Source organism: Agrococcus sp. Marseille-Q4369 (assembly GCF_018308945.1).
In the GTDB taxonomy this organism is placed as follows: Bacteria; Actinomycetota; Actinomycetes; order Actinomycetales; family Microbacteriaceae; genus Agrococcus.
In genome coordinates this window covers 373,233-389,480 of record NZ_CP070501.1, presented here as the reverse complement: position 1 = coordinate 389,480, position 16,248 = coordinate 373,233, and the positions used below count along the sequence as shown (strand labels likewise).

General features: G+C 71.4%; 16 protein-coding genes and 4 tRNA genes. 7 read left to right on the top strand and 13 right to left on the bottom strand.

Going from position 1 to position 16,248, the window contains the following annotated elements; genetic code table 11:
* Position 1 precedes the first annotated feature (1 nt).
* From JSQ78_RS02065 to JSQ78_RS02030, 8 genes are all read right to left on the bottom strand, one after another.
* A complete protein-coding gene (locus JSQ78_RS02065; protein WP_211449023.1) occupies positions 2–763 on the bottom strand; it encodes a YebC/PmpR family DNA-binding transcriptional regulator in 762 nt (253 codons plus the stop codon).
* A 135-nt stretch (positions 764–898) separates the two neighbouring features.
* Complete coding sequence (locus tag JSQ78_RS02060) at positions 899–1,507, bottom strand: hypothetical protein (RefSeq protein WP_211449021.1); 609 nt, start codon at positions 1,505–1,507, stop codon at positions 899–901.
* Positions 1,508–1,533: 26 nt separating this feature from the next.
* Entirely contained in the window at positions 1,534–2,505 is a 972-nt protein-coding gene (locus JSQ78_RS02055) for a DMT family transporter (protein WP_249295815.1), read from the bottom strand.
* Positions 2,506–2,517: 12 nt separating this feature from the next.
* Positions 2,518–3,123, bottom strand: coding sequence for a pyridoxal 5'-phosphate synthase glutaminase subunit PdxT (gene pdxT / locus JSQ78_RS02050; RefSeq protein ID WP_211450455.1), 606 nt, complete (start codon positions 3,121–3,123; stop codon positions 2,518–2,520).
* On the bottom strand, positions 3,117–3,956 hold the full coding sequence (pdxS, locus tag JSQ78_RS02045) for a pyridoxal 5'-phosphate synthase lyase subunit PdxS (protein ID WP_249295971.1): 840 nt from the start codon (positions 3,954–3,956) through the stop codon (positions 3,117–3,119). Before pdxS ends, pdxT begins: the two co-directional genes overlap by 7 nt.
* Positions 3,957–4,100: 144 nt before the next feature.
* Positions 4,101–4,619 (bottom strand): HIT family protein, encoded by a 519-nt coding sequence (locus JSQ78_RS02040; protein ID WP_211450454.1) that lies wholly within the window; start codon positions 4,617–4,619, stop codon positions 4,101–4,103.
* Between the two features lie 161 nt (positions 4,620–4,780).
* Entirely contained in the window at positions 4,781–6,691 is a 1,911-nt protein-coding gene (gene thrS, locus JSQ78_RS02035; RefSeq protein WP_249295969.1) for a threonine--tRNA ligase, read from the bottom strand.
* Positions 6,692–6,762: 71 nt separating this feature from the next.
* A complete protein-coding gene (locus JSQ78_RS02030) occupies positions 6,763–8,160 on the bottom strand; it encodes a protein adenylyltransferase SelO (protein WP_211450453.1) in 1,398 nt (465 codons plus the stop codon).
* A gap of 194 nt (positions 8,161–8,354) precedes the next feature.
* Between JSQ78_RS02030 and JSQ78_RS02025 the strand changes: the two genes are divergently transcribed.
* Positions 8,355–8,603 carry a hypothetical protein gene (locus tag JSQ78_RS02025; protein ID WP_211449015.1) on the top strand — a complete coding sequence of 83 codons (249 nt, stop codon included), beginning with the start codon at positions 8,355–8,357 and terminating at the stop codon, positions 8,601–8,603.
* Between the two features lie 70 nt (positions 8,604–8,673).
* On the opposite strand, the gene JSQ78_RS02020 is transcribed toward JSQ78_RS02025, so the two are convergent.
* From JSQ78_RS02020 to JSQ78_RS02010, 3 genes are all read right to left on the bottom strand, one after another.
* A tRNA-Val gene (locus tag JSQ78_RS02020) sits at positions 8,674–8,748 on the bottom strand.
* Positions 8,749–8,762: 14 nt separating this feature from the next.
* A tRNA-Cys gene (locus JSQ78_RS02015) sits at positions 8,763–8,833 on the bottom strand.
* Between the two features lie 37 nt (positions 8,834–8,870).
* Positions 8,871–8,942 (bottom strand) — tRNA-Gly (locus JSQ78_RS02010).
* Positions 8,943–9,101: 159 nt separating this feature from the next.
* Between JSQ78_RS02010 and JSQ78_RS02005 the strand changes: the two genes are divergently transcribed.
* A tRNA-Val gene (locus tag JSQ78_RS02005) sits at positions 9,102–9,174 on the top strand.
* A gap of 52 nt (positions 9,175–9,226) precedes the next feature.
* Here the strand turns inward: JSQ78_RS02005 and JSQ78_RS02000 are convergent.
* On the bottom strand, positions 9,227–9,613 hold the full coding sequence (locus JSQ78_RS02000; RefSeq protein ID WP_211449014.1) for a four-helix bundle copper-binding protein: 387 nt from the start codon (positions 9,611–9,613) through the stop codon (positions 9,227–9,229).
* A gap of 93 nt (positions 9,614–9,706) precedes the next feature.
* Between JSQ78_RS02000 and JSQ78_RS01995 the strand changes: the two genes are divergently transcribed.
* From JSQ78_RS01995 to JSQ78_RS01980, 4 genes are all read left to right on the top strand, one after another.
* The gene (locus JSQ78_RS01995) at positions 9,707–10,384 is read left to right on the top strand and encodes an SDR family oxidoreductase (protein WP_211449012.1); all 678 of its coding nucleotides are present in this window, start codon (positions 9,707–9,709) and stop codon (positions 10,382–10,384) included.
* A gap of 151 nt (positions 10,385–10,535) precedes the next feature.
* Positions 10,536–10,895 (top strand): hypothetical protein, encoded by a 360-nt coding sequence (locus JSQ78_RS01990; RefSeq protein ID WP_211449010.1) that lies wholly within the window; start codon positions 10,536–10,538, stop codon positions 10,893–10,895.
* 39 nt (positions 10,896–10,934) lie between these two features.
* The gene (locus JSQ78_RS01985) at positions 10,935–12,284 is read left to right on the top strand and encodes an IS256 family transposase (RefSeq protein ID WP_211449008.1); all 1,350 of its coding nucleotides are present in this window, start codon (positions 10,935–10,937) and stop codon (positions 12,282–12,284) included.
* Between the two features lie 57 nt (positions 12,285–12,341).
* Positions 12,342–13,559: an HNH endonuclease signature motif containing protein gene (locus JSQ78_RS01980; RefSeq protein ID WP_211449006.1), complete on the top strand. Its 1,218-nt coding sequence runs from the start codon at positions 12,342–12,344 to the stop codon at positions 13,557–13,559.
* Positions 13,560–13,640: 81 nt separating this feature from the next.
* Here JSQ78_RS01980 and JSQ78_RS01975 read toward each other — a convergent pair whose 3' ends face one another.
* Complete coding sequence (locus JSQ78_RS01975) at positions 13,641–14,873, bottom strand: ammonium transporter (RefSeq protein WP_211449004.1); 1,233 nt, start codon at positions 14,871–14,873, stop codon at positions 13,641–13,643.
* Positions 14,874–15,036: 163 nt separating this feature from the next.
* Between JSQ78_RS01975 and JSQ78_RS01970 the strand changes: the two genes are divergently transcribed.
* Positions 15,037–16,242, top strand: a complete 1,206-nt coding sequence (locus JSQ78_RS01970) for a Na+/H+ antiporter NhaA (RefSeq protein WP_211449003.1) — start codon at positions 15,037–15,039, stop codon at positions 16,240–16,242.
* Positions 16,243–16,248: the final 6 nt, after the last annotated feature.

Here is a 16,248-nt window from a genome sequence, read left to right as displayed (position 1 = left end):
CCTACTCCTCCTCGTCGAGCTGCGCCTGCACCTCGGCCGGGATGTCGTAGTTGGCGTAGATGCTCTGCACGTCGTCGAGCTCGTCGAGCGCGTCGACGAGCCGCAGCACCTTCCGCGCCGTCTCGAGGTCGACCTCGACCTTGAGGTTCGGCACGAACTCGGCCTCGGCAGAGTCGTAGTCGATGCCCGCGTCCTGCAGCGCCGTGCGCACCTGCACGAGGTCGCTCGGCTCGGAGAGCACCTCGAAGCCGCCGCCCTGGTCGACGACCTCCTCGGCGCCCGCGTCGAGCACGGCCTCGAGGATCGCATCCTCGTCGACGCCGTCGGTCTTCTCGATCGAGACGACGCCCTTGCGGGTGAAGTTGTAGGCGACGGATCCCGGGTCGGCCATCGTGCCGCCGTTGCGGCTCATCGCGACGCGCACCTCGGCGGCAGCGCGGTTCTTGTTGTCGGTGAGGCACTCGATCATGAGCGCGACGCCGCCGCTCGCGTAGCCCTCGTACATGATGGTCGTGTACTCGACCGACTCGCCCGTGAGGCCCGCGCCGCGCTTGATCGCGCGGTCGATGTTGTCGTTCGGGACGCTCGTCTTCTTCGCCTTCTGCACGGCGTCGACGAGCGTCGGGTTGCCCGAGAGGTCGGCGCCGCCGATCTTCGCGGCGACCTCGATGTTCTTGATGAGCTTCGCGAACGACTTCGCGCGCCGGGCGTCGATGACGGCCTTCTTGTGCTTGGTCGTGGCCCACTTGGAGTGTCCGGACATGCTGCTTCCTGATCGCGGGAGGGGGTGTCCATCCTACGACTGCGCGCTGGAGCTTGGAGTCGAGGCCATTTCGGGCCTCGACCGCGACGCCAGCGCCGGGGTCCGTCCCGGGCCCCGGGATCCGCGGCGAGTCCCTCAAGCGGCGGGGGCCCGCACCCCCGCGCTGCGCAGCTCGAGCGCCGCGAGCGCGCCGAGCGCGGCCTCGTCGCCCGCGCGCAGCGCCGCGACGGGGTCGTCGACCGCCCGCAGCAGCCGCGCGGTCGGCTGCCCGACGATCGCGCGCATCGCGAGCAGGTCGCGACCGGCCCGCGTCGCCGCGAGCCGGCGGCTCGAGCGGGCGCGGAAGACGAACCGCAAGCGCGGCACGAGCCAGATGAGCACGACGAGCAGGGTCGGCAGCAGCCACAGCGCCATGCCGACCGCGGCAGCGAGCGCCTCGACGCCGCTCGAGAGCGCCACGCCCGCCGCCGCGAGGTCGTCGGCCGAGCCGGAGGCATCGCGGAACGGCGCAGCGATCCCCTCGCCCACGAACGGCACTTGCTCGAGCGCCGTCCCCGCGTCCGTCAGGGTCGTCGAGAAGCCGCTCCCCGCATCCTCGATCTGCCTGCCGAAGCCCCCGAGCGAGCGGATGGCGCCTGCCACCTGCTGCGAGACCCAGACGGCGACGACGATGGTCGCCACGGCGGCGAGGTCGGCGACGACCTGCCAGAGCGCGGCCGAAGGACGGCTGGAGTAGAGCTGCACGGCTCGATCGAACCATGCGCCCAGGCTCATCGCGTCGCGGCTCGCGCCGCGGCGCCACTCCCCTTCGGTCGCTGCCCGACGAGCACGCCGGCGCCGATCACGACGGCGGCGCCCACGATCTCCCACACGCCGAGCCGCTCGCCGAGCACGAGCACGCCGAGCGCGACGGCGACGACCGGGATGAGGTAGGTCACGGTCGCGGCGACGGTCGGGCCGACGGCGCGCACGACCTCGAACTGCAGCACGTAGGCGAGCCCGGTGCCGAGCACGCCGAGCGCGATCGTCGCGACGAGCGCGAGCGGCAGCGCCTCGGGCGCGTGCGAGCCGATCGGCGACCAGCCCTCGAGGGCGCTCCAGGCGAGCAGGGCGACGAGCACCATCGGCAGCCCGGTCACCATGAGCGCGGTCGGGTGCGCGATGCCGGGCACCTCGCGGTGCGCGAGGAGGCGCCGGTTGAGCGTCCACCCGACGCCGTAGGACGCGGCGCCGCCGACCGCGATGAGGAGGCCCACGACGTCGGGCCCCGAGTGCGCCGTCCAGGGCTGCGCGATGAGCACGACGCCGACGAGCCCGAGCAGCACGGCGCCGAGCTTCCGCGGCGTCAGCCGGTCGCTCGGGAGCAGCAGGAGCGCGAACACCACCGTCGCGATCGGCGTCGCGGCGTTCGCGAGCCCCGTGAGGCTCGACGAGATGCGCGTCTCGGCGACGACGAAGAGCGTGAACGGCAGCGCGGTGAGGAAGAACGAGCACACCGCGAGCAGCGCCCACGTGCGCGCATCGCTCGGCAGCCGCACGCGCATCGCGAGCGCGAGCAGCACGAGCGTGATGGCGGCGACGCCGATGCGCAGCGTCGCGATCTGCATCGGGTGGAGCCCGTCGAGGCCGAGCTTCATGAGCAGGAACGACGAGCCCCAGATGAGGGCGAGCGCGATCCAGAGCGCTTGCCACGGCAGGCGCGCGAGGCCGCGCGCGGGTGCCTCGAGCTCGGTGACGGTCACCGGCGCATCCGATCACGCACGCCCGACACGCTCCACGCGATCGAGGAAGCGGCGGTGGAAGCGGGGCTCGCCGCCGACCTCCGGGTGGAAGGCGATGCCGGTGACGGTGCCTTGCTCGACCGCGACGATCCGCTCCCCCACGGCTGCGAGCACCTCGACGCCCTCGCCGACGCGCTCGACGACGGGCGCGCGGATGAAGGTCGCGTGCACGGGCTCGTCGCCGAGCGCGGGGACGTCGAGCTCCGTCTCGAACGAGTCCACTTGGCTGCCGAAGGCGTTGCGCCGCACGTCGACGTCGAGGCCGCCGAAGGGCAGCTGGGTCGGCAGCCCGTCGAGGATGCGCTCGGCGAGCAGGATGAGGCCAGCGCACGTGCCGAGCACCGGCATGCCCGTCGCGATCCGCTCGCGGATCGGCTTGCGAAGCCCGAGCTGCCGCGCGAGCTTGTCGATGACGCTCGACTCGCCGCCCGGCAGCACGAGGCCGTCGACGGCCGCGAGCTGCGCGGGCGAGCGCACGAGCGACACCTCGGCCCCGAGCGACTCGAGCATCGCCGCGTGCTCGCGGACGTCGCCCTGGAGGGCGAGCACGCCGACGCGCGGCGCGCCGCTCGTCACCAGCCGCGCTCGGCGAGCCGGTGCGGCGCGGGCAGGTCGGCCACGTTGATGCCGACCATCGCCTCGCCGAGGCCCCGCGACGCATCCGCGATCGCCTTGGGGTCGTCGAACGCGGCCGTCGCCTTCACGATCGCGGCCGCGCGGCGCTCGGGGCTGCCCGACTTGAAGATGCCGGACCCGACGAAGACGCCATCGGCGCCGAGCTGCATCATCATCGCCGCGTCGGCGGGCGTCGCGACGCCGCCGGCGGTGAAGAGCACGACGGGGAGCGACCCGCGCTCGGCGACCTCGGCGACGAGGTCGAACGGCGCCTGCAGCTCCTTGGCCGCGACGTAGAGCTCGTCCTTCGACAGGCCCTGCAGGCGACGGATCTCGCCCTTGATGGTGCGGATGTGCTTGGTCGCCTCGGAGACGTCGCCCGTGCCGGCCTCGCCCTTGGAGCGGATCATCGCCGCGCCCTCGGTGATGCGGCGGAGCGCCTCACCGAGGTTGGTCGCGCCGCACACGAACGGCACCGTGAAGGGCCACTTGTCGATGTGGTTGACGTAGTCGGCGGGGCTCAGCACCTCCGACTCGTCGATGTAGTCGACCTCGAGCGCCTCGAGCACCTGCGCCTCGACGAAGTGGCCGATGCGCGCCTTCGCCATCACCGGGATCGAGACCTCGGCCTTGATCGCGTCGATGAGGTCGGGGTCGGACATGCGGGCGACGCCGCCCTGCGCGCGGATGTCGGCGGGCACGCGCTCGAGCGCCATGACCGCGACGGCCCCCGCGTCCTCGGCGATGCGGGCCTGCTCGGGGGTGACGACGTCCATGATGACGCCGCCCTTCAGCATCTCGGCGAGGCCGCGCTTGACGCGCGCGGAGCCGGTCGTGGACGTGCTGGTGGTGCTGGTGCGGTTCTCGGTCACGTCGGTCAATGCTACGCGGGTGCGGAGCCTCCGGCGCGCACCCGGCGCGTCACCGGGCGTGACCGATCGTCACACCGGCCAGGCGGACTGGATGTCCTGGCGCATGTCCTCGAGCAGGATCGGCAGCGCCTTCGTCTTCGCGATGATCGGGAAGAAGTTCGAGTCGAGCGACCAGCGCGGCACGATGTGCTGATGCAGGTGGTCGGCGATGCCCGCGCCGGCGATGCGGCCCTGGTTCATGCCGATGTTGAAGCCCTGGCAGCGCGTGACCTGCGAGAGCACGCGCATCGCGGTCTGCGTGAGCACCGCCATCTCGGCGACCTCCTCGGTCGTCGCCTGGTCGTACATGCCGACGTGGCGGTAGGGGCACACCATCATGTGACCCGTGTTGTACGGGTAGAGGTTCAGCAGCACGAAGCACGTCTCGCCGCGGTGCACGATGAGCCCCTGGTCGTCCGGCAGCTCCGGGGCGCGGCAGAACGGGCACGCGTGCTCGTCGGGCATCTGGCCGTTCTGGATGTAGACCATCCGATACGGCGTCCAGAGGCGCTGGAACGCATCCGGCACGCCCGGCAGCTCGCTCGACATCTGGGTCGGCGCGCCCCACGCGTGCTCGGCGACGAGCGGCTCCTCGGGCGGCTCCGCCGGGTCGAACGCCGGGAGTGCATCGCGCTGCACCGCGGCGCGCTCAGCCGGCTCGTCGAGGTCCCGGTCGCCGAGGTCCCGGTCGCTGAGGTGCCGCTCGTCGGTCATACGAGCGCCTTCGTCTGGATCGCCTCGACGATGCGGCGGATCGCCTCGTCGACCGGCACGCCGTTGTCCTGCGTTCCGTCGCGGAAGCGGAACGAGACGCTGCCCGCGTCGCGGTCCTTCTCCCCCGCGATGAGCTGGAACGGCACCTTCATGAGCGTATGCGTGCGGATCTTCTTCTGCATCCGCTCGTCGGAGCGGTCGACCTCGACGCGCACGCCCTTGGCGCGCAGCTGCGCCGCGATGTCGTCGAGGTACTCGGCGTAGTCCGCCGCGACGGGCACGCCGACGACCTGCACGGGCGCGAGCCACACCGGGAAGGCGCCCGCGTAGTGCTCGAGCAGGATCGCGAAGAAGCGCTCGATCGAGCCGAAGAGCGCCCGGTGGATCATGATGGGCCGCTGCTTCGAGCCGTCGGCGGCGGTGTACTCGAGCTCGAAGCGCTCGGGCAGGTTGAAGTCGAGCTGCACGGTCGAGAGCTGCCACGAGCGGCCGATCGCATCGGTCACCTTGAGGTCGATCTTCGGCCCGTAGAAGGCGGCCTCACCCGGCTCCTCCACGACCTCGAGCCCGGATGCCCGCGCGACGCGCCGCAGCGCATCCGTCGCCGTCTCCCAGACGGACTCGTCGCCGATCCACTTCTCCTTCTCGTCGTCGCGCATCGAGAGCTCGAGGCGGAAGTCGGTGAGCCCGAAGTCCTTGAGGAGCGAGAGCACGAACTCGAGCACCTTCGTCGTCTCCTCCTCGAGCTGCTCGGGGGTGACGAAGAGGTGCGCGTCGTCCTGCGTGAAGCCGCGCACGCGCGTGAGGCCGTGGAGCGCGCCGGAGAGCTCGTTGCGGTAGACGGTGCCGTTCTCGGCGAGCCGCAGCGGCAGGTCGCGGTAGCTCCGAGCGGTCGACTTGTAGACGAGGATGTGCATCGGGCAGTTCATCGGCTTGAGGTAGTAGTCGACGCCCTGCTTCGTGACGTTGCCCTCGTCGTCGCGCTCCTCGTCCATGTGGATCGGGGGCCACATCCCCTCGCCGTACGTGACGAGGTGGTTGGAGGTGACGAAGAGGTCGCGCTTCGTGACGTGCGGCGTGTAGACGTAGCTGTAGCCCTGCTCGATGTGGCGGCGGCGGGCGTGCTGCTCCATCTCGCCGCGCGCGATCGCGCCCCGCGGGTGCCAGACCGAGAGGCCGGAGCCGATCTCGTCGGGGAACGAGAAGAGGTCGAGCTCGCGGCCGAGCTTGCGGTGGTCGCGCTTCGCTGCCTCCTCGAGGCGCTGCTGGTAGGCGCGCAGCTCGTCCTTCGAGGGCCACGCGGTGCCGTAGATGCGCTGCAGCTGCGGCAGGTCGGTCTTGCCGCGCCAGTAGGCGCCGGCGACGCGCGTGAGGGCGAAGCCGTTGCCGATGAGGCGCGTGCTCGGCAGGTGCGGGCCGCGGCACAGGTCCTTCCACGCGACCTCGCCCGTCTTCGGGTCGACGTTGTCGTAGATCGTGAGCTCGCCCGCGCCGACCTCGACGGATGCGCCCTCTGCGGCCTTCTCCGCCCCGCCCTTGAGGCCGATGAGCTCGAGCTTGTAGGGCTCGTCGGCGAGCTCGGCGCGCGCCTCCTCGTCGGTCACGACGCGGCGCACGAAGCGCTGGCCGGCCTTGACGATGCGCTCCATCTCCTTCTGCAGCGCCTTGAGGTCGTCGCTCGAGAACGCTTCGGGGAGGTCGAAGTCGTAGTAGAAGCCGTCCTGCACGGGCGGGCCGATGCCGAGCCGCGCCTCGGGGTTGACGCGCTGCACGGCCTGCGCGAGCACGTGCGCGGCGGAGTGGCGCAGGATCTCGAGGCCGTCGGGGCTCTCGATCGTCACCGGCTCCGCGCTCGCGCCGTCGGGCACCTCGCGAGCGAGGTCCTGCAACTCGCCGTCGACGCGCATGGCGACGATGGCACGGTCGGAGAAGAGATCGAATCCGGTGGTCACCGCTCCATCGTAGGCGCGGCCTGCGGTCAGGTTCCGCAGTACGTGCGGTAGGCGCGGAAGTCGGCCTCGGGGCCGGGCTCCGCGTAGCGCTCGAGGCTCTCGCGCTCGTCGAAGGGTCGGCGCACCGCGTCGAGCAGCTGCTCGACCGGGGCGAGGTCGCCCTCGGTCGCCGCGGCGAGGGCCTCCTCGACGAGGTGGTTGCGCGGCACGTAGACGGGGTTCACCCGGTCCATCGCCGCGGCCTCGGGGCGCAGGGCGAGCCATCGCTCGGCCCACGCGTCGAAGGCGGCCCGGTGCACGAAGCGATCGCGCGTCGCATCCGTGCGGCCGCGTGCGACGTCGCTCAGGCCGCGGAAGAAGGTCGTGAGGTCGACGCGGCTCGACTCGAGCATTGCGAGCAGCTCGTCGACGAGCAGCGCGGCCGCCTCGTCGTCGACGTCGTCGCCGAGGCCCAGCTTGGCGCGCATACCGGCGAGCCACGCCGCGCGGTACTGCGGCGCGAACCCCTTGAGCGCTCCGACGGCGAGCTCGAGCGCCCGCTCCTGGTCGTCGGCGAGCAGCGGCATGAGCGCCTCGCCGAGCCTGGCGAGGTTCCACTCGGCGATGCCCGGCTGGTTGCCGTAGGCGTAGCGCCCGCGGTGGTCGATCGAGCTGAAGACCGTCGCCGGGTCGTACGCCTCCATGAACGCGCACGGCCCGTAGTCGATGGTCTCGCCCGAGATGGTCGTGTTGTCGGTGTTCATGACGCCGTGCACGAATCCCACGAGCATCCACTGGGCGATGAGGGCGGCCTGTGCCGCGATCACGACGCGGTAGAGCCCGAGGTACGGGGCGGCGCTCTCGGCGGCCGCTGGGGCGTGGCGGGCGATCGCGTGGTCGGCGAGGCGGCGGAGCACGTCGACGTCGCCCGTCGAGGCGGCGAACTGGAAGGTGCCGACCCGCAGGTGGCTGCTCGCGACCCTCGCGAGCACGGCGCCCGGGAGCCACTCGTCGCGGCGCACGAAGCGACCGGTCGCGACGACGGCGAGCGAGCGGGTCGTCGGGATGCCGAGGGCGTGCATCGCCTCGCTCACGATGTGCTCGCGCAGCATCGGTCCGACCGCCGCGAGGCCGTCGCCGCCCCGCGCGAAGCGCGTCGCGCCCGAGCCCTTGAGGTGCAGGTCGCGGAGGCGCCCCTCGCGATCGACGAGCTCCCCGAGCAGGAGCGCCCGGCCGTCACCGAGCACGGGCGAGTAGGCGCCGAACTGGTGCCCCGCGTAGGCCTGCGCGACGGGCTGCGCGCCCTCGGGCAGCGCGTTGCCGACGAGCAGGCGCACGCCGTGCTCGCTGCGCAGGAAGGCCGGATCGAGGCCGAGCTCTGCCGCGAGCGTCTCGTTCAGCGCGAGCAGCCGCGGCTCGGGCGGCTCGACGGCCTGCCACGGCATCGCGAGTTCGGGGAGCTCGCTCGCGAACTTCGCGCCGAGCGCGACGGCCGTGCCGGGGAGTGCGATCACGCGGCGAGGCTAGCCGCGCACCCTGATCGCGCGCCCGGCGCCGGCTGGCGATCCGGTCCGCATCGGCGCGCGTGCCGCCCGCTCGGTCCACGCGTGGCGCGACCCGCGGGGCGTAGGCTCCGAGCATGAGCATGAGTCACCCCACGCAGCACATCGTCTACTCCGCCGCCGACATCGCGGCGGTGCTCGACGAGCTGCGCGCGTGCGGCCCGGATCCCCTCGCGCTGCGCCGCTGGGCGGCGCGCAAGGAGGTGCGCACGGCGCTCGTGCGCGCGAGCCGGCTCGTGAGCTCCGTGCGGCTGCCGGGCAAGACGCCCGGAGGCGGATGGGTCGAGTTCTCGCTCATCGACGGCGCCTGGTCGCGCACCCGGTAGCCGACCGCGGTCTGCCCTCACGCATCCGCCCGGAGGAACACGAAGACCCCCAGGCGAGCTGGGGGTCTTATGGTGGGCGATACTGGGTTCGAACCAGTGACCTCTTCCGTGTCAGGGAAGCGCGCTACCGCTGCGCCAATCGCCCTGGGAGGGGAATCGAGGTGGAGACGGGATTCGAACCCGCGTAGACGGCTTTGCAGGCCGCTGCCTCACCACTCGGCCACCCCACCAGGTGGTGTGAGATTCGCTCTCATGAGATTGCTCTCGAGCGGATGACGAGATTCGAACTCGCGACCCTCACCTTGGCAAGGTGATGCGCTACCACTGCGCCACATCCGCGGGGCTCATCGCTGAGCGCCTTGGAAGACTATACCCACGGCTCCAGCGCGATGCAAAATCGAGCCGCGCCGCGGCACCGCGGTTCGTCCTGGTCATGCTCGGGGCTCCGGATGTGGCACACTGGATCGGTCCGCACGCGCCTCGCGCGCCGAGCGGCACGGGCGATTGGCGCAGTTGGTAGCGCGCTTCCTTCACACGGAAGAGGTCATCAGTTCGAGTCTGGTATCGCCCACCGGCAGGGCCCGCACCATCACGGTGCGGGCCCTCACTCGTTCCTGCGCGCCCTACGCGGCAGCGGCCTCGCAGTGCTCGGCGCAGCGCTCGCACGCCTCAGCGCACTCGCGGCAGTGGTCGGCGTCGTGGCGCCGGCACTCCGCCGCGCACGCTCGGCACATCGACGCGCACGCCGCGAGCAGCGCACTGACCGTCTCCGACGGCAGCGCGACCCCGCGCCGCAGGATGCCCGCGACCGCCGTGCAGAGCTCGGCGCACGCCTCGCACATCGCGGCGCAGTCGAGCATCCCCTCGCGCGTGTCGGCGGCGGCGCACTCCCGGCACGCGGTCGCGCAGCGCTCGAGCTCGGCGACGTGGGGGCCGTGATCGCCGCCCGGTCCGCTCGCTCCCGCAGCGCTCGCTCCTCCGGCGTGCTCCTCCTCGTGACCGTGGTGCATCGTCCCTCCTTCCGGCGGGCAGGCGCCCGCGCATCGGTTGCCCGCGAGCGTACGCCCGGATGCTGAGCACGCGGTGCGCGCTAGCGTCGAGCCATGGACCTCCAGCTCTCAGACCGGGTCGTGCTCGTGGTCGGCGGCACCGGCTTCATCGGCAGTGCGATCGTCGACACCATCCGCGCCGAGGGCGCGACCGTCGTCTCGGCAGCGCGCGGGGATGCGGCCGACGTCGTCCTCGACGCGTCCGACGACGCATCCATCGCCGCCGCCCTCGAGCGCGTGCGCTCGGAGCACGGGCGACTGGATGCGGTGGTCGTCACCGCCGCCCCGGCCGCGCAGACGCTCGACCAATCGCGGCTGAGCGACCCGGTGCAGGTCGCCGACGCGGTCGAGGGCAAGGCGATGGCGTTCCTGCGCGTCGCGAACGCCGTCATCCCAGGAATGCGCGACGCGGGCTTTGGCCGCATCGTGGGCGTGAGCGGGCAGAACGCGCTGCTGACGGGCAACATCACCGGCTCGGTGCGCAACGCCGCGCTGCTGATCGCGGCGAAGAACCTCGCCGACGAGCTCGCCGGCACGGGCGTCGCGGTCAACGTCGTGAACCCTGGCCCCGTCACGGATTCGCCGAGCTCGGAGGTCGCGGCGGGCAAGCCCGGCGAGTCGTCGCCGCAGCAGATCGCCGACCTCGTCGCGTTCCTGGTCTCGCCTCGCTCGAGCCTCTCTGGCGAGTCGATCGCGACGGGCCACAAGGTGCGGGGAGCCGTCTTCCTCTGACGCGCTTGCAGCCCACTGAGCGGCTCCGCGCGTGCAGCGCGCTGAGCGTGTCGAAGCGCACCCTCGTCGGCGCCTGACCGGACAGAACGCGTTCTCCACAGCCCTCTTCTGCGGCCGCTCGCGTGTCAGTGGCTCGTGGTGGAATGCCGTCATGGATGAGTGGTGGGGCGTCGATGCGGAGGAGTACATCGCGTCGATCCGAGCGGGCGCGATCGACCCGCACGGCCGCACCGCCGACGAGCTCGAGGAGGAGCTCGCCGCCTACGACCGCGACTGGAGCGAACGCCTCACGCGCCTCACCGATGCCGAGGTCGAGGAGGTCATCGCCGGCCGCAAGCAGGTGCCGCCGCTGCCGGGCACTGTGCCCGCCGCCGAGCGGCCCGAGTCGGTGCGCCGGCAGGAGGCGCTCGCGGGCCGCATCCGCGCGATCGAGCTGCGCCGGGCGCGGCTCGAGGCCGAGCACCGCGAGGTGCTCGCGGCCGAGCTGGGGCGTGTCAGATGGTCTGTGTAAGCGGGGTGTTCCCCTTACGAAGGAGAACAGACTGTGACTATGGCGAAGACGAACCCGGAGCGCGAGGAGCGGCGCCGGAAGCAGAAGGAGATCGCGGACTCGCTCAAGGCCTCGGGCGCGTTGGATGAGATCTTCGCGAAGATCGATGCCGGTGAGGCGCTCACGGGCGAGCAGGGCCTGATCGGCGGCATGCTGAAAGCGGCGCTCGAGCGTGGTCTGGAGGCGGAGCTGACCGAGCACGTCGGCTACGAGCGCGGCGACGCGGAGGCGTCGCTGCACGAGAACTCTCGCAACGGCACGTCGGTCAAGACGGTCGCGACCGAGATCGGTGATCTCGAGCTGGCGATCCCGCGTGACCGCAACGGCACGTTCACGCCGATGTTGGTGCCGAAGGGCTCGCGCCGGCTCGACGGGCTGGACGGCATGATCATCTCGCTCTACGCCGGCGGGATGACGCTGCGCGACATCCAGCACCACCTGGCGTCTACGATCGGCACGGAGCTCAGCCACGAGACGATCTCGAAGATCGTCGACCAGATCGGCGACGAGGTGCTCGCCTGGCAGCAGCGGCCGCTGGAGGCGCTCTACCCGGTGATCTACCTTGACGCGATCGTCGTGAAGGTCCGCGACGGCGGGCACGTGCGCAACAAGGCCGCGCATATCGCCGTGGGCGTGGACATGGACGGCATCAAGCACGTGCTGGGCATCTGGGTGCAGGACACCGAGGGCGCGAAGTTCTGGGCGGCCGTCTGCGCCGAGCTCGCCAACCGCGGCGTGAAGGACGTCCTGATCGTCTGCTGCGACGGGCTGACCGGCTTCCCCGAGGCGGTCGAGGCGACCTGGCGGGAAGCGACCGTGCAGACGTGCGTCGTGCACCTGATCCGGGCCGCGAACCGGTTCGTGAACTACAAGGACCGCAAGGCCGTCTCCGCCGCGCTCAAGCTCATCTACGAGGCCGCGAACGCGGACGCCGCGCTGGCGGAGCTGCGCGCGCTCGAGGCGTCGGAGCTCGGCAAGCGCTACCCGTCAGCGGTGAAGACGTTCCGCGACGCGTGGGAGCGGTTCACGCCCTTCCTCGCCTTCCCGCCGGAGCTGCGGCGCGTGATCTACACGACCAACTCGATCGAGTCGCTGAACTTCCAGCTCCGGAAGGTGACCAAGAACCGCGGCCACTTCCCCAACGACCAGGCGGTCGTGAAGCTGCTCTGGCTGGCGATCTGCGACATCGAGGACAAGCGAGCCAGAGACCGCGCGAAGGAGAAGGGCCTGCGATCAGAGCAGCGCAAAGCCGAAGGCAGGCTCGTCGAAGGACAAGTGACCACGAACTGGAAGCAAGCCCTGCAGCAGCTCTCGCTCGTCTACCCCGAACGCATCAACCGCCACCTCTAACCACCCCGGAACGCGCCGCTTACACAAACAACTTGACAGGCCCCCGAGCTGCAGCACTTGCGCGACGCCGGCGGCGACGTCGGCATGGCCGTCAAGGAGAGCGCCTCGATCCTCGCCGCGGAGCTGCGCCTCTCGGATCGCGTCATGGAGCGCAAGCTCGTCGAAGCCTGGACGACCGTCACCGACCTTCCCGCCGCGCACGCCTCCCACAAGGCCGGCCGCATCACCGGCACCCACTTGCGCGCGATCGAGCAGGCGACCGAGGCGCTGCGCACCGACCCCTCGGTCGACCCGGCCGACCGGGCGAAGGTCGAGGCGGAGCTGGTGGAGATCGCCGAGCGCGTCACCCCGTCGCAGCTGCGCTCCCGCGCCCGCCGGATCGTCGACCGGGCCATGGCCGAGCCGCTCCAGCGCCGCCACGACCGGGCGGTCGAGCAGCGCCGCGCCTGGGTCGACGACGGCGACGACGGGATCTCGACGCTGTCGCTCTCCGGCCCGTCCGTCACCATCCACGGCGCGTTCAACCGCGCGACCGACGCGGCGCGCGCCAAGCCGAAGGACGACCCCCGCACCTTCGACCAGTACCGGCTCGACGCGCTCATGGAGACGCTCCTCACCGGGCAGACGCCGGAGGACCTCCACGGCATCAACCCGATCAGCGCGACCGTGACGATCACGATCCCCGCGACCGAGCTGCTCAAGCGCACCCACGATGCCGACGAGCCGCAGCTGCGCTTCTCCGGCGCCCTCGAGGGCGGCGCGCTCGTCGACGCCGCCACCGTGCGCGCACTGGCCTCCGAGACGATCACCTGGGAGCGGCTCTTCCTCCACCCCGTCACCGGCATCCCGGTCGCGGTCGACACGTACAAGCCCAACCGGGCCATGCGCCGCTGGCTCCAGCGCCGCGACGGCCGCTGCCGCTGGCCCGGCTGCACCAACCGCGTCTCCAGAGCCGACGCCGACCACACCCTCGCCCACGCCGACGGCGGCCCCACCACGCTCTCGAACCTCGCCCACCTCTGCCGACGACACCATCTCATGAAGCACGCCACCGCCTGGACCGTCCGACAGCTCGACCAAGGCGTCCTCGAATGGACCAGCCCCACCGGCAAGATCTACCTCGACGAACCCGAACCCGCCGGGCCGGCGTTCCTCGACCGCGGGGTCGACATCTGGGAGCTCTCCAGCGATGAACCGGCGAAGTGCACCGCGAGCGACCCGCCATGGGCACACCTCAACGACTGCACGTGCGACCTCGCCGGCGCCGCACGCTGACCCGTCCTTCCAAGGGCTCGACACACACCCGGCGCGCGATGAGGCCCCGGGCGTGCGCCCGGGGCCCCCACCGAGATCTGCTCAGGCGTTCGCGCGCTCGAGCTCATACTCGTAGGCCTCCTCGCCGTGCACGATGAGGTCGACGCCCGCGAGCTCGTCCTCGTGCTTCACGCGGAAGCCGATCGTCTTCTCGATCGCGAAGCCGATGACGAACGCGGCGACGAAGGCGTAGAGCATCACGCCGAGCGAGGCGATGAGCTGCACGATGAGCTGACCGATGCCGCCGCCGAGCAGCAGGCCCGTGTCGGTCGCGAAGAAGCCGAGGTAGACGGTGCCGAGCATGCCGCCGACGAGGTGGATGCCGACGACGTCGAGCGAGTCGTCGAAGCCGAGCTTGAACTTCAGCTCGACCGCGAGGGCGCAGAGCGCGCCCGAGAGCGCGCCGAGCAGCAGTGCCCAGCCGGGCGTGAGGTTTGCGCACGCCGGCGTGATCGCGACGAGGCCAGCGACGGCACCCGAGGCGGCGCCGACCGAGGTGGGCTTTCCGTCCTTGAGCTTCTCGACGAGCAGCCACGCGCAGATCGACGCGGCGGTCGCGCCGATGGTGTTGAGCGTGATGAGGCCGGCGTTGCCGAGGCCGTTCAGCCACTCCGCACCCACGTTGAACCCGAACCATCCGAACCACAGGATCGACGCGCCGAGGATCACGAACGGCACGTTGTGCGGCTTGTGCTCGCCCTTCCCGAAGCGGATGCGCTTGCCGAGCACGAAGGTGAGGGCGAGCGCCGCGGCGCCGGCGTTGATGTGCACGGCGGTGCCGCCGGCGTAGTCGATGACCGCGGGCAGGCCGAGCAGCTCGCCGAGCGAGTACGCCCAGCCGCCGCCCCACACCCACGCCGCGATCGGGAAGTAGCCGAGCGTCGCGAAGACGCCCGCGAAGAGCATCCACGCGCCGAACTTCGCCCGGTCGGCGATCGCGCCCGAGATGAGCGCGACGGTGATGATCGCGAAGGTCGAGCCGTAGGCGACGCCGACGAGGTCGGTGTTCGCGCTCTCGCCCGCCGCGAGCGCCGCGAGGCCGAAGTCGCTGAACGGGTTGCCCGAGAAGGCGAGCGGCGAGTCGACCGCCGCCATGTTGAACCCGTAGAGGATCCAGAGGGTGCCGACGAGGCCGATGGCCCCGAACGACATCATCATCATGCTGATGACGCTCTTCGCACGCACGAGGCCGCCGTAGAAGAACGCGAGCCCGGGCGTCATGAACAGCACGAGGGCTGTGGCCACGACGCCGAAGGCGATGCTGCCTGCATCCATGGAGTGCTCCTTGAGGGTCTTGGAAGGGACGTGAGCCGAGCATCCTCCCGCCCTGTTTCGCCCGGCTGCGCGCGTGCGTTTCGGGTTCGTGAACGGATGCGCGGTGCTGTTACGGACGCGTTTCGGGCGTCGCGCGCAACCCGCGAGTGAAAGGATCGAGGGCATGGCGCTCTCCTGGATCCGCAACCCGCAGGTGTCGGCGATGCTGCTGCTGGGAGCGGCGATCCTCGGCCTCGTGGTCGCGAACACGGCGCTCGGTCCCGGCCTGCAGGAGCTCAAGGGCGCCCACTTGCCGTTCACGATCGTCGGGCTCGATCTCTCAGCCGCCCACTGGGTGACCGACGGCCTACTCGTCATCTTCTTCTTCGTCGTCGCGGTCGAGCTGCGCTACGAGTTCACGCAGGGCGAGCTGAACTCGGTCTCGAAGGCCGCGGTGCCGACGATCGCGGCCCTCGGCGGCGTCGCGCTCCCGGCGCTCATCTACTTCAACGTCGCGGGCGCCGACGGTGCGCAGGGCTGGCCCATCCCCACCGCGACCGACATCGCCTTCGCCCTCGGGGTGCTCGCGCTGTTCGGCAAGCGCCTGCCACCGCGCGTGCGCGCGCTGCTGCTCGCGCTCGCGGTGATCGACGACCTCATCGGCATCCTCTTCATCGCGGTCTTCTTCACCGAGTCGCTCTCGATCCCCCACCTGGGTGCCGCGGCCGTCGGCGTCGTGCTGTTCTGGCTGCTCGGCCGCGCCTACCGCTCGCGCCGCGGCAGCCTCGCGTTCAAGGCGCTGCTCGTCGTCGTCGCGCTCGTGACGTGGTGGCTCGTCGCGATGAGCGGCATCCACGCGACGATCGCTGGCGTCGCGCTCGGCCTCGTGCTCGCCCCCGCGCCCGCCGAGTCGGGTCGAGTGCAGCTCGAACCGCTCTCGAACGGCATCGTGCTGCCGCTGTTCGCGTTCGTCTCCGCGTCGGTCGCGATCCCGCAGGTGCCGCTCGGCGAGCTGAGCCCCGTCTTCTGGGCGATCGTCATCGCGCTGCCGGTCGGCAAGCTCTTCGGCATCGGCATCGCCGGGCTCATCGGCCAAGCGGCGCTGCGCGTGCCCAAGGAGACGCGCGTGCGCATGCCCGAGCTCATCGGGGTCGGGCTGCTGGGCGGCATCGGCTTCACCGTCTCGCTGCTCATGAACGAGCTCGCGCACCGCACGACGCCCGAGCTCATCGTCGAGGGCACGCTCGGCGTGCTCGCGGGATCGCTCATCTCGGCCGTGCTCGGCGGGGTCTACCTCGCGGTGCTCGACCGCCGCTACCCCTCCGTCGACACGGGCGAGCGCGCCGCGCTCGACGCCGAGGAGCAGCGGCGCCGCACCGACGCGGAGTGAGCCGGC